Raw genomic sequence first — 23,941 nt, 5'->3', positions numbered from 1 at the left:
GGCATGGCTACGCGGCCCTGCGCCATTGGTCAACCGCCGCCCGTCGGCCCTGCGTTCAGCGCGTGTGGATCAGCGTGCGGAAGAGATGCGGGTCCAGGCTTTCCGCCGCGAAGGTGTCACCGTCGGTCAGAAGGCTGACGGCATCGTGGCTGTGCAAGGACTCCTGGTGGCTGGCCACCACCCGGAAGTCGCCGATCCGCCCATCGCGCCGCAGCGCCTCGCAGAACAGCCGCGCCGCATCTTCGACGAAGATCGGGTTGGCCGCGTTCAGCTCGGCAAAGGCCTGCTCGTCCTCGCGCTTGACCATGACCTGGGTCTCGGTGACGACCGCGCCGCGCGCAAGCTCCACGAGGTCTTCCAGCGCCATGTCTCCGGTCAGCACCAGCGACAGCCGCGCCACCGACCGCTGCGAGTGCGGCGTGGCCAGTTGACCGCGCACCATCCGGGCATGTTCCGACAGCTCCAGGCTGCAAGGGCAGGTCGAGGAATACACATAGTCCAGATGCGCGATCCGCTTGCGGACCCCTGCGGTTTCCACCAGCTCCAGCGCGATGTCGTAATACTGCCAGCCGGTCAGGTCCGACCGCAAGGAAACCATCTGCATCGGGAACGACAGCCGCATCTGGATGCGGGCGTCAAAGGACCCCAGGTCCGCCTTGTAGTCGTCCAGCGCCGCCTCGATCACGCCGAAAGAGAATTCCTTTTCGGCATGGGCATAGAACGACCGCATGATGCGGCTCATGTTGATGCCCTTCTTCTCCGCCTCCAGGCTGACCGTGCCCGTCACCGAGGTCTCCAGCAGCACCGGCGCCCCGTCACGCGTCGCAAAGCGAACCGGCAGGCGGAAGTTCGAAATGCCGACATGCTGGATGCGTGCCTTGGCACCGCGGATCAGGCTGGACGGCCCGTTCTGCAGGTCGGGCATCGACGCCTTGTAGCCCGCGTCGGGGCGGAACGCCTCGGGATAGCAGCGCGACAGCGCGGGATAGCCCTGGCCGGGCAACAGCCAGCCCACCGCCGAATCCAGCTTGGCGATATCCTCGTCCGAGGATTTTCCCGCCCATTGCCGCAGCACAGCCAGTGCCGCCTCGGCCTCTTCACGCGTCGGAAGACGGTCGATGTCGGGGGTAAAGATATTCATTAGGGCAGGTCCTTTCGGTTCGGGCGCGCCCGCGGGCATGCGCCGTCAATTTCCGGATAGTATTACGCAGAGAACCCGCCGCCGGATCACCCTGGTCCGGGGCAGATGTCCATCAGATAGGGATTCCCGGCAGCGACGCAAGCCAAATTCGGACGCATTCCCGCCGTTTGCGACCAAGGCGGCGCAATCCACGGTCGAAGCGCCCAATCCTGACTGGCTTGGACGTCTGGACCTTGCCTGCGCATTATCAATGGAAATCTCCCGGAGTATCCTCAGAGCGCGCAAGTGTCTTTTAGGAAATCCTTGCACCCAACGGCCAAATCGCGACCAACGGCCACGGCCAGGGGACCGGTCCAAACCGGCCCCCCGGCTGGCGCACCAGGTCAGGCCAGCGCCAGGGCCTGCGTCAAGTCGGCGATCAGATCGCCCGCGTCCTCCAGACCCAGCGACAGCCGGATCAGGCCCGGCGTGATCCCCAGCATGTCCTTCTGGTCCTGCGGCAGCCGCTGATGAGTCGTCGTCGCCGGATGGGTCGCGATCGACTTCGCATCGCCCAGGTTGTTGGAAATCTTCGTGATTTCCAGCGCGTTCATGAAGCGGAAGGCCGCCTCCTTCCCACCTGAGATCTCGAAGGTGACCAGCGTCCCCCCCGACCCCATCTGGTCCATCGCCAGCTGATGCTGCGGGTGGCTTGACAGCCCCGGATAGATCACCTTGGTGACCTTGCCATGCGCCTCCAACGCCCGTGCCACCGTCAGCGCGGTATCCGCCATCGCCCGGCACCGCAGATCCAGCGTGGCCATTCCGTTCAGGTGCATCCAGGCGGTGAAGGGGCTCATCGAGCCGCCGGTGTGCTTCATGTAGGGCTCAAGCGTCTTCCTGACGAACTCTTTCGTGCCGCAGACCACGCCGCCCAACGCTCGCCCCTGCCCGTCAATGTGCTTGGTGGTCGAATAGACCACGACATCCGCTCCCTGCTCCACTGCCCGGGAAAAGATCGGCGTCGCAAAGACGTTGTCGCAGATCACCAGCGCGCCCGCCTTGTGGGCGATCTCGCTGACGGCGCGGATGTCCACCAGCTCCAGCGTGGGGTTCGACATCGACTCGAAGAACACCGCCCTGGTCCCCGGAACCACGGCCTTGCGCCACTGCTCCAGATCCGCGCCGTCGACGAAGGTGACCTTGACGCCGAACCGCTGCAGCACCTCTTCCAGCACGTAAAGGCAGGAGCCGAACAGCGCCCGCGCGCTGACCACATGGTCCCCCGCCCGCAGGCAGGCCATCAGCGCGCCACTGACCGCCGCCATGCCCGAAGCCGTCGCAAAAGCATCCTCCGTGCCCTCCAGCGCGGCGATCCGTTCCTCGAACATCCGGGTCGTGGGGTTGCCGTAGCGCGCATAGATGAACTCGTCCTCGCCGGCCTTGACGAACCGCGCCTCGGCGGCTTCGGCGGTGGGGTAGACGAACCCTTGCGTCAGGAAGATCGCCTCGGCCATCTCGCCATACTGGCTGCGGCGGGTGCCTTCGTGCACCAGGCTTGTGCGGGTCTTCCAGTCCTTCGTCATGTCGCGGGCCTCCCGGCCAATAAAAAACCCCGGACAACCGAAAGGTGCCGGGGCCATGCCCTTCACCTCTTTAGCGGTTTGTTTAACGTGGCCCGCAATCCGGAGGACAAATCGCCACGGCCGCCTGAATACGCCTGCACCCAGCCATGGTCAACCCGGATCGACCGCCCCGTCGCCCTCCAGTCGCCCTCCCGTCGCCCTTGATTTCTCGCGCCCGGTAAAGGACGCTTGCCCGCAATGTCCCCACCCAAAGGCCCCCATGCGCCGGCTCCTCTTCGTCTTCGCCACGCTTGCCCCCGCCGCACCGGGCTGGGCGCAATCCTGCACTGACCGGACCTCGGACCCCGACGCCCAGGTCACGCTTTGCGACCAGGCCTTCCAGGCCGCCGCCACACCCGAGGACGCCTCGCTGGCGCTGTCCTACAAGGGCGAGGCACAGCGGATGCTCGGCCAATATGACGCGGCCGCGGCCACCCTGCAGCAGGCCCTTGGCTATACCCCCGCCAGCGCCTGGGTCTGGGTCGAGCTTGGCAATGTCCGCTACGACCAGGGTGACAGCGCCGGGGCGCTCGCGCATTACTCCGCCGCCCTTGCGACCGAGGATTACATCTCGGCCTGGGCCAACCGGGCCGAAACCTGGTGGCAGTTCCGCGAAGGGCAGCGCTGCGCCGATGATGCCGACAACGCGCTGCGCCTTGACCCGCAATACGCCTACGCCAACGAAATCAAGGGGCGATGTCTGGTCGACCTTGGCCGCGCGGACGAGGCGCTGTCCTACTTCGACACCGCCATCGCGCTCGCTCCGGGCTACCAGAATGCCTACCGCAACAAGCTTGCCGCGCTGGCAGCACTTGGCCAATACGAAGAGGTGGTCTCGGTTGCCGATCAGGCGCTCGCACCGGGCACCGTGACCGACCCCAACCCCGCCATCGAAGAAGACATCCTGGCCCGCCGCCTGCTCGCGCTTGGGGAATACGCGCCGCCCGCCACCGTTGCGGCCGAGGCGGCAGCCCTTCTGCAACGCTATCCGCAGAATCTGGCCGCGGTGAACGTGCAGGGCGCCGCCCTTCTGTCCGAAGGCAAGGTTGCCGAAGCCGACCAGGTGACCCAGGTCCTGCGCCAGAACCCCGACGGCGCGCGGATGGAGGCGGTCTACCACGACACCCTCGCCCGGATCGACGCGACGCTCGGCCGGATGGAGGACGCCTATGCCAATTACGAAGCTGCGCTGAACATCGACCCGGCGCTGTCCAAGACCTATGCCCGCAAGCTCTCCGAACTCGGCTTTCTGCCGCTGTCGAACGCCCCTGCCGGGGTCCTGACCGCGCTCCGCCGCTGCACCGATGTCAAGAAGACCGCCTGCGTCATGGCAAAATGACAAAGGGCGCCTCCGGGGCGCCCTTTCGTATCGTCGGTGTCTGCAAAAACCCTCAGACCGCCTGGCCGTCGTCCAGGTTGATCACCGTCAGCACCATGGCACGCAGCACCATGTGGCCGATCACCGGCAGCACGGCCCAGAACAGCAGCCACTGCGACGGCTCGACCAAACGGATCATGGTTTCGTTCAGCAGGAGGAAGGTGAAGTTGTAGACCACCATCATCTTGGTCAGGTTCGGCAGGTGGGCGCGCATCTCCTCGTCCGGCCAGAAGCTGGCGGCGGTGGTGCTGCGACCATTCAGCACGTCCTGCAGGAAGACACCGGCAATCACGACATAGAACATGCTCTGCATGCGCTGGCACCACAGCGGATCATCGACCATCGCCAGCACGGCCAGCGGCGCACAGGCGAAGATCAGCGCGAAGACCACCGATTGAGTAGCCGAATAGCGGGTCAGCATCCGCCGCACCATGCCCTCGAACCCCATACCGATCCGCACCGCCAGCGCCGCAAGGAAAGCCGTGGCGAAGGCCTGGCCGTTATGATCCGGACCCAGCAGCACCGACAGCAGCGGATAACCGATCAGCAGCACCGCGCCGGGCAGGTACAGCGACCGCGACATCGGCGGCAGGTCCTGGAACAGGCTGAGGAAGATGCGGACGAGATCAAGCGGAGAGCGATACATGGCAGGACCCTTCTGTCTTGCCGAAAGGTCTAGCCCCGCATCAAGGCAGACCTGCGGCAGAACGCGGCCCCAAGCGCGGCATTTGCCCCGCTCCGGTCAGTCCTTCCCGGCCTCGGGCTCGATCATGAAGCGCTGCAGTGCCATGAAGTTTACCATCAGGAACAGAAACAATGCCGCGGGCATCGCAAAGGTCTCCAGCTTGACCCAAAGCTCGGTCGACTGGGTCCGCCAGATGATCTCGTTCACCACGGCCAGCGCTGCGAACATGACCGTCAGCCGCCGGGTCAAGATCATCCAACCCTCTGGTTTCATGGGCAGAGCCTCGGCCATCACCCATTGCAGCAGGCTTTTCCCGCGCATCAACCCGATCCCCAGGATCACCGCGAAAGTCCCGTAGACGATGGTGGTCTTCATCTTGAAGAACCGCTCGTCGTTGAACCAGGCAGTCAGCCCGCCGAAAAAGATCACCATCACGGCCACGAATATCTGCATCCGGCTGATCGTTCCCGTCAACAACCACAGCGTAAAGGTCGAAGCGAGCAGAAGCGGCACCAGAATCAGGGCTGCCACAATGAAGCCAGAATATTCGGTCCCCGCGAAGCTGTAGCTGTCGTCCTTGATCCGCATGTAGACCAGGAAGAACAGAATCGTCGGTCCCAGCTCCAGGACCTGCTTCAGTATCGGGTTGATCTTCCGCTCGGCCATTATCCCGCCCATTCCATGATCACTGCGCCAACGGCGATCAGCGCCATCAGACCTGCCCTGACGGGCCCCACCTTCTCGCCCAGAACCAGCCAGCCGATCAAGGCGGCAAATACGGTCGAGGTTTCGCGCAACACCGCCGCCTCGCCGACCTTGTCCAGCCGGGTCGCCAGCATGATCGAGCCGAAGCTGAAATAGGCGACGAAAGCCCCCAGAACACCCCGCTTCAGCAAGGGCACGATCTCGGCGGCGGGAAGCTGCCGCCAGCGGCGCTGCGTGACCAGCGGGATGAAGATGCCGTCCAGCAGGAAAAACCACGCCAGGAAGGTGAACGGGTCCGCCGTCGCCCGGATGCCGTAGGCGTCATAGGTGGTGTAGACCGCCACCATCGCCCCCGTCGCCACCGCCAGCCACAGTGCGGGGACCATCGTCGCCCGGTCCACCGTGACATGGGTCAGGTTCCAGACCGCCAGCCCCAGGATTCCGCCCACCAGCAGCGCCAGCCCCGCCCACTGGCCGGGCGCAAAGGTCTCGCCAAAGACGATCCCCGCCCCGATCACCGTGAAGAACGGCCCCGTCCCACGCACCACCGGATAGACTACGGTGAAGGCTCCCCGCGTATAGGTCATCGCCTGCAAGACCTTGTAGACGATGTGGATCAGCACGGCGCCTGCGAAGATCGGCCACATGTGCGGCTCGGGCCAGGGCACCACGAACAGCGCGAAGGGCAGCGCGATCACCCCGTAACTCGCGTCGATGGCCGCCCGTGACAGCCAGGGATCATGCCGACCCTTCTGCAACGCCCCGAACAGCGCATGCAGCACCGCCGCCAGAAGCGCGAGCGCCAAGGCCATGTCATGCCCCGCAGGCGTCCCCTCGATCGACCGCAGGTATTCGGTCAAGGGACCAGCCCCGGCTGCCAGTCCACCGCCAGCTCTGCCCCGGCGAACAACCGCGCCAGAGCCTCCGGGCCAAGCGGGTCTCCGGACAGCATCGCTACGGCGACCTGCGCCGCACCGATCCCCTCGGCCAAGCGGAACTCCAGGAACACCCGCCCCCGGCCTTGCGGCACGGCGTCCAGCACGTCGTCCAGCCTGTCCTTCCCATCTTCCGGAAGCAGGGACGTCGGCAGGTTTAGGACCATATGCTGCAACGCCAGTCGCGCGGCATCGACCGCTTTTCCGCCAAGGGCGCCGTCCACCAGACTTTCGCCCCACCGCTCCGTCACCGGCCGCAACAGCTTTCCATCGTTCCGCCAGTCCAGCCGCGCCCAGGTCAGCCGCCCCAGCAGAAGCGACCCCGCCGACAACCCCGCCCCCGCCAGATCCGCTTCGACCTTCAGCTCAGTTCCGCCCGAAAGCCGAACCACCCCGCCCCGCAGCCCCAGCCCCTCGGGGCCGACCGTCACAACGAACGCCACCGCCGCCGTCTGAAACCGCAGCGTCTCACGCAGAACCGGGTCCAGGTCCCGCTGCCCAAGGCCGGGCGCCAGTCGGACCCCGTCCGCCTCCACCGCCAGTTCCACCAGCGCGCCATCGGCCAGCTCCCCACGCAGCCGCAACCGTTCTGCTGCAAAATCCGGCCCGCCTTCCGCCTTCAGCACCGCCCGGTCAAAGACGCACCACCCGCCTTCCGGCCCCGCGGGAGGGGCGGTGACCTGATACCCTGTCAGGCCCTCCAGCGCCGCTGCAAGCTCGGGGCAGCCCGCAGGCTCCGCCGCAACCGGCCCTGCAAGCAGCCCCAGAAGTCCGATCTTACGGAGCATCGGCATGGGTCCATCCGATCTCGACGGTGACGCCGTTCAGCACCCCCGCCGCCTCGGCCAAAGTCTTTGGCACCCCGGTCATCGCCCAAGGCATCAGGCGCGACGGCCCGAAACCGGCCTCGGACCGCAAGGACACCACCAGGTCGCCCGATGGGTTTGGCAGTTCGCCAATCAGCGCGCCCAGCGCAGCCTTGCTGGCGTCCGAAAAACTGATCCCGGGCAGGTCAGCCACAGCGGCGCGCATCGCGGCCCGCAGACCCTCCGCCGCGGCCTCCATGTCGCCCTCGGTCGGCAGAACGCTCGGCCCCACCGCCATCAGCAGATACCATTCGAACAGACCATGTGTCGTGACCGCCAGGTCCGCCTCGGTCACCGCAAAACTTGTGGCCGACATCTGCATCGCCCCGGTCGAGGACAGGTCCACCCCGGCCACGACAGTCGAAAGCTCCACCAGGTTCTCGCCCGGAAAGTCGATGCTCAGCCCTTCAAGCCGCAACTCCCGCGCCGCCGCATCCCAGGCCAGCGAAGCCTCGGCCCGGATCGCATTCGGCCGCGCCTGCGCCGCCAAAAGCCAGTCCATCTGCGCATCGCCGGTCTGGACCACCAGCCGCAGCCCCTCGACGCCGATCTCCAGCCCGTCCGGAGCACCTGTGCCGTCCACCAGCCAGCCCAGCGCCGCGCCGCGGAACCGCAGCCGGTCCACGTGCCAATCCGGCAGGTACGGCCCGTCAAGGTCCAGAACCGCGCCCTGAACAACGCACCAGTCGCCGTCCTGCGCCACGCTGCCGCTGACCGTGCCAAGGGCCGTCAATCCGGCCGCGACCTTCTCCCAAGCCGTTGCACAGAAGCTTTCCGCCCCCGCCGGCGAAGCCAGCAGCAGCGCGAAAAGCCCCGCCCGGATCACCCCTCGGCCCCGACCAGCGCGCGGGCGAACTCCTCCGGGTCGAAGGGCGCCAGGTCGTCGATCTGCTCGCCGACGCCGATGGCATGGATCGGCAGCCCGAACTTGTCGGCCAGCGCCACAAGGACGCCGCCCTTGGCCGTGCCGTCGAGCTTGGTCATCACCAGCCCCGAGACATCGGCGATCTTGCGGAAGATCTCGACCTGCGCCACCGCGTTCTGCCCCGTCGTCGCGTCCAGCACCAACAGAGTGTTGTGCGGCGCCGTCGGGTCGACCTTGCGGATCACCCGCACGATCTTCGCCAACTCCTCCATCAGGTCCTGCCGGTTCTGCAAGCGCCCCGCGGTGTCGATCATCAGAAGGTCCGCGCCATCTGCCCGCGCCTTGGTCAGCGCGTCGAACGCCAGCGAGGCCGGGTCTGACCCCTCCGGCGCGGTCAGCACCGGCACCCCGGCCCGCTGGCCCCAGATCTGCAACTGCTCCACCGCAGCCGCCCGGAAGGTGTCGCCCGCCGCAATCACCACGGTCTTGCCCGCGGCCTTGAACTGCGACGCCAGCTTGCCGATCGTCGTCGTCTTGCCCGACCCGTTCACGCCCACGACCAGCACGACCTGAGGCTTCTGCGGATACAAGGGCATCGGCCGCGCCACCGGCTCCATGATCCGGGCGACTTCCGCCGCCAGTGCCGCGCGCAACTCGCTGGTGGAAATCCTGCGGCCGAACCGCCCCTCGGCGATGTTCGCCGTCACCCTGACCGCCGTGTCGACGCCCATGTCGGCCTGGATCAGCAACTCTTCCAGGCTTTCCAGCATGGCATCGTCCAGGACGCGCTTAGGCTCCTCGACCGCCACCCGCCCGAAAAGCCGCCCCAGAAGGCCGGGTTTGGCGGCCTCCGGCTCGGGCTCGGGTTGGGGTTGGGTCCGGGACTCGGGCTGGGGCGCGACCGAAGCGGCGCGACGGGCGGCAGGGGCCGGGTCAATGGACGCGGCGGCCTCGGGCTCGTCAACCTCCGGCAGGCCCGGCGCGACGGCCTGGCTCACGTCCAGCACCGGCTCGGGGATCGCTTGCCCCGGGTCCTTGACGTCCTCCGCCCCCTCCGAGACCAGCGCCTCCAGCCCCTCGCCGATCTTGTCCGAAGACCGGAACATCCGCTCCTTGAGCTTCTTGAAGAACGACATGGGCAGGCTCTCCGGGCTGTTTTCTTTCACCTAGTCCCTTTGCCCCCGCATTGGAAGGCCGTCAGACCCGCGCTCCAGGGCCAAGGCCAGACGCCGCCCCCCCATACGCGCCAGCGAAAGATCGCCCAACGCGCCCAGGGCAAGCCCCAGCGGGATCCAGAACCAGCAGCCAAAGGGCATCACCAGCGCCAGTGCCGAAAGCAGGCCCGTCGAGACCGTCTTGACCGCAGCCCCTGTCGTGCCCGCCACGTCCCGCGTCGCGAAACCCCGCCCGTAGGCCACAGCCGCCGCCAGCGCCATCATTGCAGTTGCAAGCGCCAGCGTTTCGCCCAAGTTGTCCGGCATAGCCGTCCCTGCACCCTACTGCCCGCCAGCTTTCTCCGGACCAAGCCCTGATGCAAGCCCGCCCCCTGCCCCTGACCGCCTTCGCCTTCGCGGCCCTCCTGCCGCTGCCGCTCCTTGCGTTCGGGGTCGCTCAGGGCGGGGCCTGGCTCTGGGCGGCCTTTCTCTACATGGGCGTCCTCACGCTGCTCCTCGACCAGCTTGTCCCCGTGACCGCAGGAACCGCCGAAGACGCCGAGTTTCCCGCGGCCGATGCCCTCCTTGTCGCGGTGGGCCTCGGAGCGTTCGCCGTTCTGCCTGTCACCACCTGGGCCATCGCCGGCGACAGCGGGCTGGATGCGGGCGAAAAGGTCCTCCTCTTTTGCGCCACCGGCTTCTGGCTCGGCCAAGTCGCCCACCCTGCCGCGCATGAACTGATCCACCGCCCGCAGCGCAGCCTCTTCCGCTTGGGCGCGGCCTGTTACGCGGCGATCCTTTTTGGCCAGCACGCTAGCGCCCACCGCCTCGTGCACCACCGCGCGGTGGCCACGCGCGACGATCCCAACACCGCCCGCGACGGCGAAAGCTTCTACCGCTTTGCCCGCCGCGCCTGGATCGGCAGCTTCCGCGCAGGCGCCCGCGCCGAGACCGCCTTGCGCAAAACCCATACCGGCCTCCACCCCTACACGCTTTACCTGACTGGCAGCGCGGTGGCCCTTGTCCTTGCGACCCTGATTGCGGGCCTGCCGGGCCTTCTGGTCTGGACCGGCCTTGCCCTGCACGCCCAAAGCCAGATCCTGCTGTCGGACTACGTCCAGCACTACGGCCTCACGCGCGCCCGCCTGCCCGGCGGCAAGGTGGAACCCGTGGGCCTGGGGCACAGCTGGAACACCGCCCACTGGTTCACCTCGGCCCTGATGCTGAACGCCCCGCGCCATTCCGACCACCACGTCCACCCCTCGCGCCCCTTCCCCGCGCTTCGGCTGCCGGACGCCGCGCCGCGCCTGCCCTGGCCCCTGCCGCTGGCCTGCATGCTCGCCCTTGCTCCCCGCCTCTGGCGTCGCGCGATGGCCCCGCACCTTGCCCGCCTGCGGAATTCCCCACCCGCCCCGGCCCCTGCGGACACGGCGGCTTGACTGGCCAACCGGGCGCAGGTCTGGCACTCTCCCGACAATTTCCTACGGAGCCCCGGATGCGCATTCTTCTCGTCTCATTGATCCTCTCCTCGACCCCGGCCTTCGCCGAGACCCCGCTCAACGCCGATCAATTCGACGCCGCCACCCGCGGCGATACCATCACCTACGACTACGGCGACGGCCTCTTCGGCACCGAGGAATACCTCGACGACCGCCGCGTCCGCTGGGCCTTCGAGGGCGACCTCTGCATCTACGGCGTATGGTATCAGAAGGACGACGAGATCTGCTTCGAATACGAAAACGAACCCGGCGCGGCCTGCTGGCTCTACTTCCTGGAAGACGGCAAGATCCGCGGTCGCTACATGGGCGACGGCGGCGGCTGGGAGATCCTGGAATCCTCCCGCGACGGCGGCCCCTTGCCCTGCGCCGGACCGGACGTCGGCGTCTGATGCGCGCGGCTGTCTTTGCCTGCCTTCTGGCCGGCCCGACCCTGGCTGATACTCCGCTGACAGCCGATGCCTTCGCCGCCCATGTCGGCACCGATACGGTCACCTACGTCTACAGCACCGGCGAACGCGGCTCGGCCGATTACGGACCGGACCGCACCCTTCGGTGGGCCTTCGAGGGGGAACCCTGCTTCGACGGCCTCTGGTTTGCCCGAACCGACGAGATCTGCTTCGCCTACCCCGACGGCCGCCTTTCGGCCTGCTGGCATATCTTCCAGGACGGCGAAGGTCTCCGTGGCACCGCCACCGAACTCGGCTCGGGCAGTTCCGCGCCGATCGAAATCCGCGAAACCGGCCGATCGAGAGACCCGCTCGCCTGCCCCGGCCCGGACGTAGGGGTCTGACATGCGCTCCCTTTGGCTCGCCCTCCTCCTCGCCTCCCCCGCGCTTGCTGAAATCCCGATGACGGCCGACCAGTTCGATGCCCATGTCACCGGCAAGACCGTGACCTACCGCCAACTCGACTATGTCTTCGGTACCGAGGAATACCTGCCCGACCGCAAGGTCCGCTGGTCGGTCTCGCCCGACCTCTGCCAATACGGCAGCTGGTATCCGCAAGAGGACGACATCTGCTTTGTCTACGAATACGACCCGGTCCCGCATTGCTGGACCTTCTGGTTGAAGGACGGGGCGCTCGTCGCCCTGTCGACCGACAGCCAGCCTGGCGAAGAGCTTTACGAGGTCGAATCCAGCGACAAGCCGCTCCCTTGCCCCGGACCCGAGGTCGGGGTCTGATGCGGCTGGCCTTGGCCCTTGTCGTCGCAGCCCCGATGGCCGCCGCCCAGCCGATGACCCCCGAAGAGTTCGAGACCTTCGCCACCGGCCGCACGCTCGATTATTCCGGGCACGGCACGATCCTGGGGTCCGAGGCCTATCTTCCCGACCGCCGCGTCCGCGACGCCGATACCGGCGGCCCCTGCCGCGACGGGTTGTGGTATCCCGACGGCCCCGCCGTCTGCTTCGTCTACGACGGCAGCGACCAGCGCCACTGCTGGCTTTACTGGCGCGAGGGCGGCATAATCCGCGCCAAGCCCCAGAACGCCGGTCCGGACGATGCCGCCCAGACCGTCACGCCCGCCACCACGCCCCTGACCTGTGCCCCCGAGGTGGGCGTCTGACATGCGCGCAGCCTGCCTTCTCCTCCTCCTGGCCATCCCCGCCTCTGCCGAAGCCCCCCTGACCGCCGAAACCTTCGACGCCCTCACCCAGGGCCGCACCATGACCTGGGCCGAATTCGGCCAGGTCTACGGGGTCGAGCAATACCTGCCCGGCCGCCGCGTCCGCTGGACCGTGCTGGGTGACGATTGCAAGGTCGGCCACTGGTATCCCGAAGGCCGGATGATCTGCTTTCAGTATGAGGGCGACCCGGCCCCCGACTGCTGGGAGATCACCGCAGCCGCCTCCGGCCTGCACGCCCGTTACGCCGGCACTGCCCCGGACTCCGAGCCGGTCGTCGTGGCCGAGACGACCGAACCCCTCGCCTGCTTCGGACCCGAGGTCGGCGCGTGATGTCCCGCCTCCGGCCTGCGCTGACCCTCGCCCTGTTGTGCGCCCTCGCGCTTCCGCCTGCCCCAGCCCTGGCCGACAGCGACCCGCCGCTCTCGGTCGAGGACTTCGAAGCCTTCGTCCAGGGCCGCACCTTCGACACCCACGACCAGACCGGCCGCTACGGCGTCGAGACCTTCCTGCCCGGCCGCCGCGCGATCTGGCGCGATGCGGATCAATGCCTTGAAGGCACCTGGCGGCCGCAAGGCGACCAGATCTGCTTCGATTACCAGGGCGAGCCCTTCCCCTATTGCTGGACCTACCACGACCGCGGCGACTGGCTGATGGCCTGGCTCGACGGCGACCGGGCGACCGCTCCGATCATGCTCTATCCCGCCGAAGAGGTGGTCACCTGCGAAGGCTTCTTCGGCGTCTGAGAGACTCGCCAAAGCACCGCACCCCAACCGGGAACCAAATTTCTCAAGCAAGAAATTTGTCAAATTCCTTACTCAAGGAATTTCCCGCTCTCCATCCCGAACGGCGCGCCAATTGGTTAGGGACCTGAACGTCCACAGACAAGCCATTGATCCGCGCGTAAACGCAAATCCGTCCAGCCTGGACATGGCCGTTCAGAACAGACTTCCCTGCCCGCTTTCGCCCTCGCCCCGACCCTTCTTCCCGCCCCGTCCCCCGACCAGAAGCCGCCCATCCTGGAACTCGATCTCCAGCGCCGCCGCCTTCTCCGCCCCCGCCTTCGAGGTGACGACCGCCCCGTCCCCCCGCACGACCGCGTAGCCCCGCTTCAAGGTCTCGGCATAGCCCAGCGTCGTCCGGGTCCGGTCCAGCGCCTCCAGCCGGTCCTTCAGCCGCGCGAAACGTGCAGCCGGTGCCGCCTCCAGCCGGTCGCCCAGCCGCGCCAGGTCCCGCCGCCCGTCGCCGACCTTCCGCCCCGCCTCGCCCAGCATCCGCGCCAGCGCCGGGGCCAGCCGCGCCGCCAGAGCCTCCAGCCGCTCGCCCCGCCGCTCCAGCCGAAGCAGGATCGCGCGGGCCAGCCGCTCCTCCCGCGCCGCCAGCAGGTCCCGCTGCCGCGCCACCAGCCCCCGCAGCGCCGCTGGCTGCAACCGTCCCGCCACCCGGTCGAACTCGCGATGCTTCTTCGCCACCGCCAGCCCAAGGCCAGACCCCAGCCGCATCCCGCAGGTATCCAGCCGTTGCCGGGGCGTTGCCACCAGCGTCTCCACCCGCGGCAAGGCGCGCGACAGATCGCGCAACCGCTGCCGGCGCGAGGTCACCCCCTGCCCGATCCCCCGCACCAGCCGCGCGCCCAGCGCCTCCAGCGTTGCCAGAAGCTCCAGCCGCACCGGCACCGCCAGCTCCGCCGCCGCCGTGGGCGTCGGGGCCCGCAGGTCCGCCGCATAGTCGATCAGCGTGGTATCCGTCTCGTGGCCCACAGCCGAGATCAGCGGGATCGCCGACCCCGCCGCCGCCCGGACGACGATCTCTTCGTTGAACCCCCAAAGGTCCTCCAGCGACCCGCCGCCCCGCGCGACGATCAGCACGTCCGGCCGCGGGATCGGCCCGCCGGGCTCGATCGCATTGAAACCCCGGATCGCCGCCGCAACCTCTGCCGCGCAGCCCTGCCCCTGCACCGCAACCGGCCAGATCAGCACATGCCGGGGAAAACGGTCGCGGAGGCGGTGCAGGATGTCCCGGATCACCGCGCCGCTGGGCGAGGTCACGACCCCGATCACCTTGGGCAGATAGGGGATCGGCTTCTTGCGCGCGGCGTCGAACAGCCCCTCGGCCCCCAGCGCCGCTTTCCGCTTTTCCAGCATCGCCATCAGCGCGCCTGCGCCCGCCGGGGCGACGTCATCGACGATCAGCTGATACTTGGATTGCCCCGGAAACGTCGTCATCCGCCCGGTGGCGACGACCTCCATCCCCTCTTCGGGGCGGACCTGCATCCGGGCAACCTGCCCCTTCCAGATGATCGCCGCGATGACGCTGCGGTCATCCTTCAGATCGAAGTAAAGATGCCCCGAGGCCGGACGCGACACCCGCCCCACCTCACCCCGGACCCGCACCAGCCCGAACTCACCCTCGATCACGCGTTTCACCGCGCCCGAAAGCTCGGACACGGTGTATTCGGGCTGGTTGCCGATAGGAGCGGCGGAGTCGTCTTCGAATAACTCGCTCATAGGCCATTGATGCCCGATCCCGACGCGAAGATGAAGCGCCGGAATCGGAAAGGATCACGCCGCTGCGCGCTGGTGCGTGCCTTCGGCGATCTCTTCGATCAGCTTGGCGCAGAAGGCCGGCAGGTCCTCGGGCTTGCGGCTGGTGACAAGGCCCTGGTCCGTCACCACTTCGGCGTCGATCCAGTCCGCGCCAGCATTCTTCACATCGGTCTTGATCGACCCGTAGGACGTCATCCTGCGACCGTCGGCGATGCCCGCCTCGATCAGCAGCCAGGGCGCATGGCAGATCGCACCGATCACCTTGCCGGCCGTCCAGAACGACTTGATGAAGGCGATGGCTTCCCCCTCAACCCTCAGCAGGTCCGGATTCATCTGCCCGCCCGGCAGGACCAGCGCGTCATAGGCCGAGGCATCAACCTCGGACAGCACCGCATCGACCGGCACCGCGTTGCCCCAGTCCTTGCCTTGCCAGCCTTTGATCTCGCCCCCCTCTGGCGCGATGACGTGAACTTCCGCACCAGCGGCGCGGAGTTTCTCCAGCGGCACCTCAAGCTCGGATTGCTCGAACCCGTGGGTCGCCAGAATGGCAATGCGCTTGCCTTGAATGCTCTGCATGGCATGGTCCTATCTTGTAAGGGAATGTCACGCAGCCAACGTCAAAGCGTCTGGCAGGGTTCCGCCGCTGCACATGCGCAGCGCGGCGTCGGCGCTTAGTCGCCCCCGCCATCGGCATCCGGGCCGTCAGGTCCATAGTCGGGTCCGCGGTCCACAGCCTCGCGATGCGTCCTGCGGTAAAGCGCATAGCTGCCCAGGATCACGGCCCCACCCAGCACAGCCAGCCAGATGCGAGAGGTCGCCAGCCCGTAGATCACCAGCCCAAGGCCCGCCATCTCAAGCCCTCGCACGAAGACCGATGGCCGCGGCCTTTGCGCACCGCCTGTCGCTTTGTCCTGTCCGATCCCAAGGCCTGCGTCCGGGTCCATGCTTGCCTCCCTGCCCACCTGACCCTATGACGCAAGCACCAGATTTCCAAGCGGGGGCGCGGCCATGAATATCCTCATCCTCGGCTCCGGTGGCCGCGAACATGCCCTCGCCTGGGCGGTGAAGCAGAACCCCAAGTGCGACCGGCTGATCGTCGCCCCCGGCAATGCGGGCATCGCCATGCTGGCCGAATGCGCCGACATCGACATCCTCGACGGGGCGACCGTGGTCACCTTCTGCGAGGAAAACACCATCGACTTCGTCATCGTCGGCCCCGAGGCGCCGCTGGCCGCCGGGGTCGCCGACGCCTGCCGCGCGGCGGGCCTTCTGACCTTCGGCCCCTCCGTCGCCGCGGCCAAGCTGGAGGCGTCGAAGGCCTTCACCAAGGAAATCTGCGACGCCTGCGCCGCCCCCACCGCCGCCTACGCCCGCTTCACGGAAGCCGAACCCGCCAAGGCCTACATCCGCCAGCAGGGCGCACCCATCGTCGTCAAGGCGGACGGCCTCGCCGCCGGCAAGGGCGTCATCGTCGCAATGACGGAAGCTGAAGCCCTTGCCGCCATCGACGACATGTTCGGCGGCGAGTTCGGTGCAGCGGGGGCCGAGGTGGTGATCGAGGAATTCATGGCGGGCGAGGAAGCCAGCTTCTTCATCCTGACCGACGGCACCAACGCCCTGCCCATCGGCACCGCCCAGGACCACAAACGCGTCGGCGACGGCGACACCGGCCCCAACACCGGCGGCATGGGCGCCTATTCCCCCGCCCCCGTCCTGACCGAAGCCCTGCAACAGCAGGCGATGGACATGATCGTCCTGCCCACCATCCGCGAGATGGCCCGCCGCGGCACACCCTATCAGGGCGTCCTCTACGCCGGTCTGATGATCGAGAACGGCCGCGCGCGCCTCGTCGAATACAACGCCCGCTTCGGCGACCCGGAAGCCCAGGTCCTGATGATGCGCCTCGGCGCTCAGGCTTTGGACCTGATGCTGGCGACCGCCGAGGGTCGTCTGGCCGAGGCCCAGGTCAACTGGGCCGACGACCACGCCCTGACCGTGGTCATGGCCGCAAAGGGCTACCCCGGCGCCTATGCCAGGGGCAGCGTGATCAACGGCCTCGACCGGATGCCCGAGGACAGCCGCCACATGGTCTTCCACGCCGGCACCACCCTGCGCGACGGCCTTGTCACCGCCAACGGCGGCCGCGTCCTGAACATCACCGCCCGGGGGGCCACGCTGGAGGAAGCCCACCACCGCGCCTATGCGATGATCGACCTTCTCGACTGGCCCGAGGGCTTCTGCCGATCCGACATCGGCTGGCGCGCGCTGCCCGAATGATCCTCCGCGACAAGCCCGGCATCCTCGCCCTCCTTTTCGCCGTCCGCGGCTCGGTCCTGCCGCATATCGCGCCGCAACTCTTGTTCGTCGCCCTCTTTTCTGCCGCCATCGTCGCCATCGACCGGCATGTCCTGACGCTGCCCCATGTCCAGGCCGCGCCGCTGGCCGTCTTCGGCGTCGCCCTCTCGCTTTTCCTCGGGTTCCGCAACAACGCCGCCTACGACCGCTGGTGGGAAGCGCGACGGCTTTGGGGCGGCCTCCTCGCCGACGCCCGCAGCATCGCGCGTGAGGCGGAAATCTTCCTCAACGACCCAGCCGACCGCCGCCGCCTCCTGACCGCGATGCGCGCCTTCCTGCACCAGCACCGCTGCGCGCTCCGCGATCTGCCCCCCGACGCCGAGGCCCTGCGCGACGCTCACGCCGCACCGACCCCCGACGCCACCCTTGACGCGATGAGCGTTCATCTCGGCGACGCCCTGCGCCACGGCCGTCTGGACGGCTTTGGCGCGCGCACGCTCTCCACCCGCCTTTCCACCATCGCGCTGGCCCAGGCCGGGTGCGAGCGGATCAGGCTGACCCCGCTGCCTTACGTCTACTCGCTCCTCATCTTCCGGACGAGCTGGCTCTACTGCCTCCTTCTGCCCTTCGCACTTCTCGAACCCACCGGCTGGCTCACCCCCCTTTTCGCCGTCATCGTCGCCTACACCTTCTTCGGCCTGGCCGAGGTGACCGAGGAGCTTGCCCATCCCTTCGGCAAGACCGCCAACGCGCTCCCCCTGGACGCGATCTGCCGCACGGCGGAGATATCGCTTGCCCCCCACCTCGATGAGCCCGCGCCCCCGCCGCTACAGCCCGTGGACTACCGGCTGGACTGACGGCGCCGCCCCTTGCGCAGGGGCGAACCCCCGCATAAGAAGCCCACGTTTTCGCAGACCCAAGGGGGAGGGTGCATGCCGCTTCTGGTGATGAAATTCGGCGGAACCTCGGTCGCGGATCTGGCGCGGATCGAGAACGCCGCCAGGAAGGTGAAGGCCGAGGTTGACCGTGGCTATGACGTCATCGTCATCGTCTCGGCGATGTCCGGCAAGACCAACGAGATGGTGGGCTGGGTCGAGACGACCTCCAAGCTTTACGACGCCCGCGAATACGACGCCGTGGTGTCCAGTGGTGAGAACGTGACCGCTGGCCTTATGGCGCTGCGCCTGCAGGAAATGGACGTGCCAGCGCGCAGCTGGCAGGGCTGGCAGGTGCCGATCAACACGACCTCGGCCCACGGCCAGGCCCGTTTCGTCTCGATCCCCCGCGACAACATCGACGCCAAGTTCTCCGAAGGCTTCAAGGTCGCCGTCGTGGCCGGCTTCCAGGGCGTCAGCGCCGAGGGCCGGATCACCACCTTGGGCCGTGGCGGCTCGGACACCACCGCTGTCGCCTTCGCGGCCGCCTTCGGGGCCGAACGCTGCGACATCTACACCGACGTCGATGGCGTCTACACCACCGACCCCCGCATCAGCCCCAAGGCTCGCAAGCTGGACAAGATCGCCTTCGAGGAGATGCTGGAACTCGCCTCGCTGGGCGCCAAGGTCCTGCAGACCCGGTCCGTCGAACTGGCGATGCGCTACAAGGTGCGGCTGCGGGTCGTCTCTTCCTTCGAAGAGGTCGACGAAAACTCTGGAACCCTGGTCTGCGACGAGGATGAAATCATGGAATCGAAAGTTGTGTCCGGCGTCGCCTATTCCCGCGACGAGGCGAAGATGACCCTCCTGAAGGTTGAGGACCGCCCCGGCGTGGCCGCCGCGATCTTCGGCACGCTGGCGGATGCCGGTGTCAACGTGGACATGATCGTCCAGAACATCTCGGAACAGGACGACCCGACCGACAAGCGCGCCCACACCGACATGACCTTCAGCCTGCCCACGAACCAGGTCGACCGCGCGAAGAAGGCGATCGAGGACGCCTCGGCGGCAGGCAAGTTCGTCTACACCACGCTGGTCACCGACAGCGACGTCGCCAAGGTCTCGGTCGTCGGCATCGGGATGCGCAGCCAGGTCGGCGTCGCCGCCCGGATGTTCGCAGCCCTCGCGGCCGAGAACGTGAACATCAAGGTCATCACCACCTCCGAGATCAAGATCAGCGTCCTGATCGACCGCAAGTACATGGAGCTTGCCGTCCAGGCCCTGCACGACACGTTCGAACTGGACAAGGCCTGAAGCGCGCCCTGGTCAGTCGCAGTTGATCGTTGCCAGACCTGCCGGTGCATGAGACCCTGCCCCGACATGCCGAGGTTTGGGTGGAGATCGGCCTTGTCCCCCCAGCGCTGACCTGCGTCACGCCGTCTATGGGACCATTTCTGCCATCCTGACCCTGGAAGGCAACCAAGATGGAACACCTGGACACCGTGTTTACGGGCTCGATCCCGGCCAACTACGACCGCGTTCTCGGGCCGATGCTGTTTGCGCCCTATGCTGCCGATCTGGCGGAACGCGTCGTGAAGGCTGCACCGCAAGCCGTCCTCGAAACGGCGGCAGGCACCGGGATAGTCACCCTTAAGCTGGCGGAGCGCCTGCCGTTTTCCACTGAGATCACCGCGACCGACCTCAACCAGGCGATGATCGATTTCGCCGCCGCAAAACCCGCCCCGCGCCAGATCACATGGCAGGCCTGTGATGCGACGAAACTGCCCTTCGACGATGCTTCGTTCGATTGTGTCGTCTGCCAGTTCGGCGTCATGTTCTTTCCCGCCCAGCTGACCGGCTACCGGGAGGCCCACCGGGTGCTGAAACCCGGCGGCCATTATCTCTTCAGCGTCTGGGGTCCCATCGAGGCGAACCCGATCGCCCTCGCCATGTCCGACGCGCTTGCCGAACGGTTTCCGCAAGATCCGCCCCTCTTCCTGCGTCGTACGCCTTACGGTCATTCGGACGTCGATCTGACGCGTCGGGAACTTGCCGAAGCTGGTTTTACTGACGTCAAAGCGGATGTCGTGACCTTTCCAAACACCTGCCCCTCGCCCGAGGATGCCGCGAACGGCCAGTGCCAAGGCTCGCCCGTACGGGGCGAGATCGTCGCTCGGGACCCGAACGGCGTTTCGGCCGCGGCCGAGGCGATGGCAGCTTTTCTCGCGAAACGGTTCGGACCGGGGCGCATCGACAGTACGATGCAGGCGATCGTCTTCACGGCCCGGCGCTAGGTCGGAAAGGGTGTGGTCTTCTGTAATTTGCACCCACGCCGGTCACTGACCCTGCAGCACCGGCAAACGAACCCCAGGTAGGGTGGGCGATCCGCCCACTTCCCGTCAATCGTCCAATATCCCCAAGAGGTCCTGATGGCAGGCCGCCCCCGCCCGGTTGCCCGTCGATGCGGCCTGCGTGGCTGACGGGAAGGGCCGCGCGAGGTCGCCCGCCGCGAAGACCCCCGGCACCGTGGTCCGCTGGTGGTCGTCCACCTTCAGATGCCGCCCCATCCGCGTTTCCACCACCTCGCAGCCCAGCTCTTCGGCAAGCGGTGAAGCCGGCTCCTGCCACGTCACCAGATAAAGCGCCCGCATGTCCACGCGCGTGCCGCCCTCAAGCTCCACCGCCTCGATGGCCCCCCCCGAATGATGCACCCGCACCACCCGCCCCGCCTGCCGCCGCAGGCCCGGACGGTCAAGCTTGGCCGCCTCCTCAGACGTCACCGCCACGCCGTTCTCCAGAAGAATCAGGTCGTCCGTCCAGTCCGCCAGATGGACCGAGTGGTGCATCGGGATCGCCTCCCAGGCCAGCAGGCCCGTCGTCCGGTCGGCCAGTTCATAGCCGTGGCAGTAAGGGCACTGCGCCACGGTCTTGCCCCAGCACTCGGCGATCCCCGGGATCTCCGGCAATCTGTCGCGCTGCCCGAAGGCCAGGATCACCCGCTGCGCACGAACCTCCTCCGGCCCCTCCAGCACGAAGGCGCCGACCTTCCCACGGATCGCCGTCACCCGGCCCTCCAGATGTTGCGCCGTGGGGTAGGCCAGCACCTCGGCCAACCCCTTCTCGCGGATAGCCGCCGGGGCCGCCCCGTCCATCCCCAGAAACCCGTGCGAGGCATGGGCATAGCGGTTTCGCGTCGCCCCCTCGTCGATGATCACCACCCGCCGCCGCCCCCGCGCCAGCATGATCGCCGCGGACACCCCGGCAAAACTGCCGCCCACCACCGCCACATCCGCCTCGATCATCCTGCCTGCTCCTGCTTGCGTCCCTCCCAAGCCCCCGCGCCCGCATCCGGTTCCCCTGCCCAATCCGCAAGCATCGCGCCGCGCGCCCGCACAATCTGCCGCAATTCCGTTTCCATCCGCGCAACAGGCCCCTATAGAAAGGGGAAGACCCCGGAAGGACCTCCCCATGCCCGAACGCACAGAAAGCGAAAGCCGCAAGCTTCTCCGCCGCCTGCGCGACGTCCTTTCCGTCCCGGGCGAGGGCCAGGACCGTCTCGACAGCATCACCCATCTCATCGCCGACAGCATGGGGACCGAGGTCTGCTCGATCTACCTCTTCCGCGACCCCGAGACGCTGGAGCTTTGCGCCACCGAAGGGTTGAAGAAGGAAGCCGTCCACCAGACCCGGATGAAGCTGGGCGAAGGTCTTGTCGGCCGCGTCGCGCGCTTCGGCCAGCCGGTGAACACAGCCGACGCGCCCTCGCAGAAGGGCTTCCGCTACATGCCGGAAACCGGCGAGGAACTCTTCTCCTCCTTCCTCGGCGTCCCGATCCAGCGCGTCGGCGAGAAACTCGGCGTCCTTGTCGTGCAGTCCAAGACCGCCCGCCAGTTCAACGAGGACGAGATCTACGCCCTCGACGTCGTCGCGATGGTGCTGGCCGAGATGACCGAGCTTGGCGCCTTCACCTCGGGCGACGGGGCAATGCGCGCGCTCCACAAGCAGCCGGTGATGTTCCGCGCCACCTCCGGCCAGGAAGGCGCCGCCGAGGGCCGGGTCTGGCTTCACGAACCCCGCGTCGTCATCACCAACCCCGTGGCCGACGATCCCCTGACCGAGATCGACCGCATCAAGACCGCCGTGGGCGAGCTGCGCGTCTCCATCGACGACCTTCTCGAAGCCCAGCAGCTGGACAAGGAACAGAAGCAGGTTCTGGAAGCCTACCGGATGTTCGCCCATTCGCGCGGCTGGCTGCGCCGGATGGAAGAGGACATCATGCGCGGCCTTTCGGCCGAGGCCGCCGTCGAAAAGGAACAGTCCGCCGCCCGCAGCCGCATGGAACAGGTGCCCGACCAGTATCTGCGCGAACGTCTGCAGGACCTCGATGACCTCTCGAACCGGCTTCTCCGCATCCTGACCGGCCAAGGCCGCGACACCGGCGCCGAGATGCCCGAAAACCCGGTCCTCGTCGCCCGTAACATCGGCCCGGCCGAACTTCTGGAATACGGCCGCAAGCTGAAGGGCGTGGTGCTGGAAGAAGGCTCCGTCGGCAGCCATGCGGCCATCGTCGCCCGCGCGCTGGCGATCCCGCTGGTCATCAACGCCCAGCGGCTGGTCGCCGAGGCGCTGAACGGAGACCATATCCTTGTCGACGGCGACCAGGGCATCGTCCACCTCCGCCCCGAGGAAACCGTCGCCCGCGCCTTCCGCGACAAGATCGCCATGCAGGCCGAGGCGCAAAAGCGTTACGCCTCCCTGCGCGGCCTGCCTGCGACGACACTCTGCGGCACCACCATCGCGCTCCACATGAACGCGGGCCTGATGGCCGACCTGCCCAGCCTTGACGGCTCGGGCGCCGATGGTGTCGGGCTTTTCCGCACCGAACTGCAATTCCTGATCCGCTCGAAGATGCCGCAGCGCGCCGAACTTGCCCGCCTTTACGCTCGTGTCATGGACGCGGCCAAAGGCAAGCGCGTGGCTTTCCGCACGCTCGACATCGGCTCGGACAAGGTGCTGCCCTACATGAAGCCGCCCGAGGAACCGAACCCCGCGATGGGCTGGCGCGCCGTCCGGGTCGGGCTCGACAAGCCGGGCGTGCTCCGGATGCAGGTCCAGGCGCTGATCCGGGCTGCCGCTGGTCGGCCGTTGACCGTGATGTTCCCCCTCGTCACCGAGATGAGCGAATTCCAGGCCGCGCGCGGCCACGTCCTGCGCGAGTTGCACCGCGAGAAATCGCTTGGACACGCCGTGCCGGAACGGATCGAGATCGGCGCGATGATGGAGACACCCTCCCTCGCCTACGCGCCGAAAAGCTTTTTCGAACTGACCGATTTCATCAGCGTCGGCGGCAACGACCTCAAGCAGTTCTTCTTCGCGGCCGACCGCGAGAACGAACTGGTGCGCCGCCGCTACGACACGCTGAACCTGTCCTTCCTGGCTTTCCTGGAACAGATCATCGCCCGCTGTGCCGAGACTTCGACGCCGCTCTCGTTCTGCGGCGAAGATGCCGGACGCCCGATCGAGGCGCTGGCCCTCGCCGCCATCGGCTTCCGCACCCTCTCGATGCGCCCCGCCTCGGTCGGACCGGTCAAGGCGCTTTTGCGCAAGGTCGATCTGGACGAAGCACGGGCGGTGATCGACCGGGCCCGCGCGGCAGGCGAGGAAAGTGCCCGCCCGATGCTGATGGATTGGCTGGCGACCCAGGAAACCGTCTGACGGCCAAGTCTCCTGACACCACGTTGTCAGGAGTGCCGTGCTTTCTTTCCGGCACC

26 protein-coding genes and 1 riboswitch are annotated in these 23,941 nt (G+C 67.4%); of the genes, 13 read left to right on the top strand and 13 right to left on the bottom strand.

The window, feature by feature from the left end; genetic code table 11:
* Positions 1-55: 55 nt before the first annotated feature.
* Both folE2 and metZ read right to left on the bottom strand, forming a co-directional pair.
* Positions 56-1,141: a GTP cyclohydrolase FolE2 gene (folE2, locus tag Q0C42_RS18610; RefSeq protein ID WP_295079518.1), complete on the bottom strand. Its 1,086-nt coding sequence runs from the start codon at positions 1,139-1,141 to the stop codon at positions 56-58.
* A 383-nt stretch (positions 1,142-1,524) separates the two neighbouring features.
* Complete coding sequence (metZ, locus tag Q0C42_RS18605; RefSeq protein WP_295079515.1) at positions 1,525-2,706, bottom strand: O-succinylhomoserine sulfhydrylase; 1,182 nt, start codon at positions 2,704-2,706, stop codon at positions 1,525-1,527.
* A 49-nt stretch (positions 2,707-2,755) separates the two neighbouring features.
* Positions 2,756-2,834: riboswitch (SAM riboswitch) on the bottom strand.
* Positions 2,835-2,965: 131 nt separating this feature from the next.
* Between metZ and Q0C42_RS18600 the strand changes: the two genes are divergently transcribed.
* Complete coding sequence (locus tag Q0C42_RS18600; protein ID WP_295079512.1) at positions 2,966-4,084, top strand: tetratricopeptide repeat protein; 1,119 nt, start codon at positions 2,966-2,968, stop codon at positions 4,082-4,084.
* A gap of 52 nt (positions 4,085-4,136) precedes the next feature.
* Here Q0C42_RS18600 and Q0C42_RS18595 read toward each other — a convergent pair whose 3' ends face one another.
* From Q0C42_RS18595 to Q0C42_RS18565, 7 genes are all read right to left on the bottom strand, one after another.
* Positions 4,137-4,769 (bottom strand): hypothetical protein, encoded by a 633-nt coding sequence (locus tag Q0C42_RS18595; RefSeq protein WP_295079509.1) that lies wholly within the window; start codon positions 4,767-4,769, stop codon positions 4,137-4,139.
* 96 nt (positions 4,770-4,865) lie between these two features.
* On the bottom strand, positions 4,866-5,474 hold the full coding sequence (locus tag Q0C42_RS18590) for an inner membrane-spanning protein YciB (protein WP_295079681.1): 609 nt from the start codon (positions 5,472-5,474) through the stop codon (positions 4,866-4,868).
* The gene (locus Q0C42_RS18585; protein WP_295079506.1) at positions 5,474-6,373 is read right to left on the bottom strand and encodes an EamA family transporter; all 900 of its coding nucleotides are present in this window, start codon (positions 6,371-6,373) and stop codon (positions 5,474-5,476) included. The genes Q0C42_RS18590 and Q0C42_RS18585 overlap by 1 nt, the downstream gene beginning before the upstream one ends.
* Positions 6,370-7,242 (bottom strand): hypothetical protein, encoded by an 873-nt coding sequence (locus tag Q0C42_RS18580; protein ID WP_295079504.1) that lies wholly within the window; start codon positions 7,240-7,242, stop codon positions 6,370-6,372. Before Q0C42_RS18580 ends, Q0C42_RS18585 begins: the two co-directional genes overlap by 4 nt.
* Positions 7,226-8,140 carry a hypothetical protein gene (locus Q0C42_RS18575; RefSeq protein ID WP_295079501.1) on the bottom strand — a complete coding sequence of 305 codons (915 nt, stop codon included), beginning with the start codon at positions 8,138-8,140 and terminating at the stop codon, positions 7,226-7,228. Before Q0C42_RS18575 ends, Q0C42_RS18580 begins: the two co-directional genes overlap by 17 nt.
* Positions 8,137-9,315: a signal recognition particle-docking protein FtsY gene (gene ftsY / locus Q0C42_RS18570; RefSeq protein ID WP_295079498.1), complete on the bottom strand. Its 1,179-nt coding sequence runs from the start codon at positions 9,313-9,315 to the stop codon at positions 8,137-8,139. Before ftsY ends, Q0C42_RS18575 begins: the two co-directional genes overlap by 4 nt.
* 30 nt (positions 9,316-9,345) lie before the next feature.
* The gene (locus Q0C42_RS18565; protein ID WP_295079495.1) at positions 9,346-9,660 is read right to left on the bottom strand and encodes a hypothetical protein; all 315 of its coding nucleotides are present in this window, start codon (positions 9,658-9,660) and stop codon (positions 9,346-9,348) included.
* Between the two features lie 50 nt (positions 9,661-9,710).
* On the opposite strand from Q0C42_RS18565, the gene Q0C42_RS18560 reads away from it, so the two are divergent.
* Genes Q0C42_RS18560 through Q0C42_RS18530 form a run of 7 tightly spaced genes read left to right on the top strand, consistent with a single transcriptional unit; the run spans position 9,711 to position 13,200 of the window.
* Entirely contained in the window at positions 9,711-10,772 is a 1,062-nt protein-coding gene (locus tag Q0C42_RS18560; RefSeq protein WP_295079493.1) for an alkane 1-monooxygenase, read from the top strand.
* A 56-nt stretch (positions 10,773-10,828) separates the two neighbouring features.
* Positions 10,829-11,221, top strand: coding sequence for a hypothetical protein (locus Q0C42_RS18555; protein ID WP_295079491.1), 393 nt, complete (start codon positions 10,829-10,831; stop codon positions 11,219-11,221).
* The gene (locus Q0C42_RS18550) at positions 11,221-11,622 is read left to right on the top strand and encodes a hypothetical protein (protein ID WP_295079489.1); all 402 of its coding nucleotides are present in this window, start codon (positions 11,221-11,223) and stop codon (positions 11,620-11,622) included. The genes Q0C42_RS18555 and Q0C42_RS18550 overlap by 1 nt, the downstream gene beginning before the upstream one ends.
* A 1-nt stretch (position 11,623) precedes the next feature.
* Positions 11,624-12,013, top strand: coding sequence for a hypothetical protein (locus tag Q0C42_RS18545; protein ID WP_295079487.1), 390 nt, complete (start codon positions 11,624-11,626; stop codon positions 12,011-12,013).
* The gene (locus Q0C42_RS18540) at positions 12,013-12,396 is read left to right on the top strand and encodes a hypothetical protein (RefSeq protein ID WP_295079484.1); all 384 of its coding nucleotides are present in this window, start codon (positions 12,013-12,015) and stop codon (positions 12,394-12,396) included. The genes Q0C42_RS18545 and Q0C42_RS18540 overlap by 1 nt, the downstream gene beginning before the upstream one ends.
* A 1-nt stretch (position 12,397) precedes the next feature.
* Positions 12,398-12,787, top strand: coding sequence for a hypothetical protein (locus Q0C42_RS18535; protein ID WP_295079481.1), 390 nt, complete (start codon positions 12,398-12,400; stop codon positions 12,785-12,787).
* Positions 12,787-13,200: a hypothetical protein gene (locus Q0C42_RS18530; RefSeq protein WP_295079478.1), complete on the top strand. Its 414-nt coding sequence runs from the start codon at positions 12,787-12,789 to the stop codon at positions 13,198-13,200. The genes Q0C42_RS18535 and Q0C42_RS18530 overlap by 1 nt, the downstream gene beginning before the upstream one ends.
* A gap of 192 nt (positions 13,201-13,392) precedes the next feature.
* Here Q0C42_RS18530 and xseA read toward each other — a convergent pair whose 3' ends face one another.
* The 3 genes from xseA to Q0C42_RS18515 all read right to left on the bottom strand — a co-directional run bounded on the left by xseA (position 13,393) and on the right by Q0C42_RS18515 (position 15,944).
* Entirely contained in the window at positions 13,393-14,961 is a 1,569-nt protein-coding gene (xseA, locus tag Q0C42_RS18525; RefSeq protein ID WP_295079475.1) for an exodeoxyribonuclease VII large subunit, read from the bottom strand.
* A gap of 54 nt (positions 14,962-15,015) precedes the next feature.
* Complete coding sequence (locus Q0C42_RS18520) at positions 15,016-15,576, bottom strand: type 1 glutamine amidotransferase domain-containing protein (protein ID WP_295079472.1); 561 nt, start codon at positions 15,574-15,576, stop codon at positions 15,016-15,018.
* Positions 15,577-15,671: 95 nt separating this feature from the next.
* Complete coding sequence (locus Q0C42_RS18515) at positions 15,672-15,944, bottom strand: hypothetical protein (RefSeq protein ID WP_295079469.1); 273 nt, start codon at positions 15,942-15,944, stop codon at positions 15,672-15,674.
* Between the two features lie 64 nt (positions 15,945-16,008).
* Here Q0C42_RS18515 and purD point away from each other — a divergent pair, with 64 nt between their 5' ends.
* The 4 genes from purD (at position 16,009) to Q0C42_RS18495 (ending at position 20,464) form a co-directional block, all read left to right on the top strand.
* On the top strand, positions 16,009-17,277 hold the full coding sequence (gene purD, locus Q0C42_RS18510; RefSeq protein WP_295079467.1) for a phosphoribosylamine--glycine ligase: 1,269 nt from the start codon (positions 16,009-16,011) through the stop codon (positions 17,275-17,277).
* Positions 17,274-18,152, top strand: coding sequence for a bestrophin family protein (locus Q0C42_RS18505; RefSeq protein ID WP_295079464.1), 879 nt, complete (start codon positions 17,274-17,276; stop codon positions 18,150-18,152). Before purD ends, Q0C42_RS18505 begins: the two co-directional genes overlap by 4 nt.
* 75 nt (positions 18,153-18,227) lie before the next feature.
* Positions 18,228-19,484 carry an aspartate kinase gene (locus Q0C42_RS18500; RefSeq protein WP_295079461.1) on the top strand — a complete coding sequence of 419 codons (1,257 nt, stop codon included), beginning with the start codon at positions 18,228-18,230 and terminating at the stop codon, positions 19,482-19,484.
* A 170-nt stretch (positions 19,485-19,654) separates the two neighbouring features.
* On the top strand, positions 19,655-20,464 hold the full coding sequence (locus Q0C42_RS18495; RefSeq protein ID WP_295079458.1) for a class I SAM-dependent methyltransferase: 810 nt from the start codon (positions 19,655-19,657) through the stop codon (positions 20,462-20,464).
* A 105-nt stretch (positions 20,465-20,569) separates the two neighbouring features.
* Here Q0C42_RS18495 and Q0C42_RS18490 read toward each other — a convergent pair whose 3' ends face one another.
* A complete protein-coding gene (locus Q0C42_RS18490; RefSeq protein WP_295079456.1) occupies positions 20,570-21,472 on the bottom strand; it encodes an NAD(P)/FAD-dependent oxidoreductase in 903 nt (300 codons plus the stop codon).
* 166 nt (positions 21,473-21,638) lie between these two features.
* Between Q0C42_RS18490 and ptsP the strand changes: the two genes are divergently transcribed.
* The gene (gene ptsP / locus Q0C42_RS18485) at positions 21,639-23,885 is read left to right on the top strand and encodes a phosphoenolpyruvate--protein phosphotransferase (protein WP_295079453.1); all 2,247 of its coding nucleotides are present in this window, start codon (positions 21,639-21,641) and stop codon (positions 23,883-23,885) included.
* Positions 23,886-23,941 lie beyond the last annotated feature (56 nt).

It is taken from the genome of Tabrizicola sp. (assembly GCF_022842145.1).
Taxonomy (GTDB): domain Bacteria; phylum Pseudomonadota; class Alphaproteobacteria; order Rhodobacterales; family Rhodobacteraceae; genus Tabrizicola.
The sequence above is the reverse complement of the archived record's forward strand: the minus strand, read 5'-3'. Positions and strand labels throughout refer to the sequence as shown.

Bases quoted from the DNA above. Each gene is read 5' to 3' on its own strand.
- folE2 (WP_295079518.1), bottom strand. From the start codon at position 1,141: ATGAATATCTTTACCCCCGACATCGACCGTCTTCCGACGCGTGAAGAG.
- metZ (WP_295079515.1), bottom strand. From the start codon at position 2,706: ATGACGAAGGACTGGAAGACCCGCACAAGCCTGGTGCACGAAGGCACC.
- Q0C42_RS18600 (WP_295079512.1), top strand. From the start codon at position 2,966: ATGCGCCGGCTCCTCTTCGTCTTCGCCACGCTTGCCCCCGCCGCACCG.
- Q0C42_RS18595 (WP_295079509.1), bottom strand. From the start codon at position 4,769: ATGTATCGCTCTCCGCTTGATCTCGTCCGCATCTTCCTCAGCCTGTTC.
- Q0C42_RS18590 (WP_295079681.1), bottom strand. From the start codon at position 5,474: ATGGCCGAGCGGAAGATCAACCCGATACTGAAGCAGGTCCTGGAGCTG.
- Q0C42_RS18580 (WP_295079504.1), bottom strand. From the start codon at position 7,242: ATGCCGATGCTCCGTAAGATCGGACTTCTGGGGCTGCTTGCAGGGCCG.
- ftsY (WP_295079498.1), bottom strand. From the start codon at position 9,315: ATGTCGTTCTTCAAGAAGCTCAAGGAGCGGATGTTCCGGTCTTCGGAC.
- Q0C42_RS18565 (WP_295079495.1), bottom strand. From the start codon at position 9,660: ATGCCGGACAACTTGGGCGAAACGCTGGCGCTTGCAACTGCAATGATG.
- Q0C42_RS18560 (WP_295079493.1), top strand. From the start codon at position 9,711: ATGCAAGCCCGCCCCCTGCCCCTGACCGCCTTCGCCTTCGCGGCCCTC.
- Q0C42_RS18555 (WP_295079491.1), top strand. From the start codon at position 10,829: ATGCGCATTCTTCTCGTCTCATTGATCCTCTCCTCGACCCCGGCCTTC.
- Q0C42_RS18550 (WP_295079489.1), top strand. From the start codon at position 11,221: ATGCGCGCGGCTGTCTTTGCCTGCCTTCTGGCCGGCCCGACCCTGGCT.
- Q0C42_RS18545 (WP_295079487.1), top strand. From the start codon at position 11,624: ATGCGCTCCCTTTGGCTCGCCCTCCTCCTCGCCTCCCCCGCGCTTGCT.
- Q0C42_RS18540 (WP_295079484.1), top strand. From the start codon at position 12,013: ATGCGGCTGGCCTTGGCCCTTGTCGTCGCAGCCCCGATGGCCGCCGCC.
- Q0C42_RS18535 (WP_295079481.1), top strand. From the start codon at position 12,398: ATGCGCGCAGCCTGCCTTCTCCTCCTCCTGGCCATCCCCGCCTCTGCC.
- Q0C42_RS18530 (WP_295079478.1), top strand. From the start codon at position 12,787: ATGTCCCGCCTCCGGCCTGCGCTGACCCTCGCCCTGTTGTGCGCCCTC.
- xseA (WP_295079475.1), bottom strand. From the start codon at position 14,961: ATGAGCGAGTTATTCGAAGACGACTCCGCCGCTCCTATCGGCAACCAG.
- Q0C42_RS18520 (WP_295079472.1), bottom strand. From the start codon at position 15,576: ATGCAGAGCATTCAAGGCAAGCGCATTGCCATTCTGGCGACCCACGGG.
- Q0C42_RS18515 (WP_295079469.1), bottom strand. From the start codon at position 15,944: ATGGACCCGGACGCAGGCCTTGGGATCGGACAGGACAAAGCGACAGGC.
- purD (WP_295079467.1), top strand. From the start codon at position 16,009: ATGAATATCCTCATCCTCGGCTCCGGTGGCCGCGAACATGCCCTCGCC.
- Q0C42_RS18505 (WP_295079464.1), top strand. From the start codon at position 17,274: ATGATCCTCCGCGACAAGCCCGGCATCCTCGCCCTCCTTTTCGCCGTC.
- Q0C42_RS18500 (WP_295079461.1), top strand. From the start codon at position 18,228: ATGCCGCTTCTGGTGATGAAATTCGGCGGAACCTCGGTCGCGGATCTG.
- Q0C42_RS18495 (WP_295079458.1), top strand. From the start codon at position 19,655: ATGGAACACCTGGACACCGTGTTTACGGGCTCGATCCCGGCCAACTAC.
- Q0C42_RS18490 (WP_295079456.1), bottom strand. From the start codon at position 21,472: ATGATCGAGGCGGATGTGGCGGTGGTGGGCGGCAGTTTTGCCGGGGTG.
- ptsP (WP_295079453.1), top strand. From the start codon at position 21,639: ATGCCCGAACGCACAGAAAGCGAAAGCCGCAAGCTTCTCCGCCGCCTG.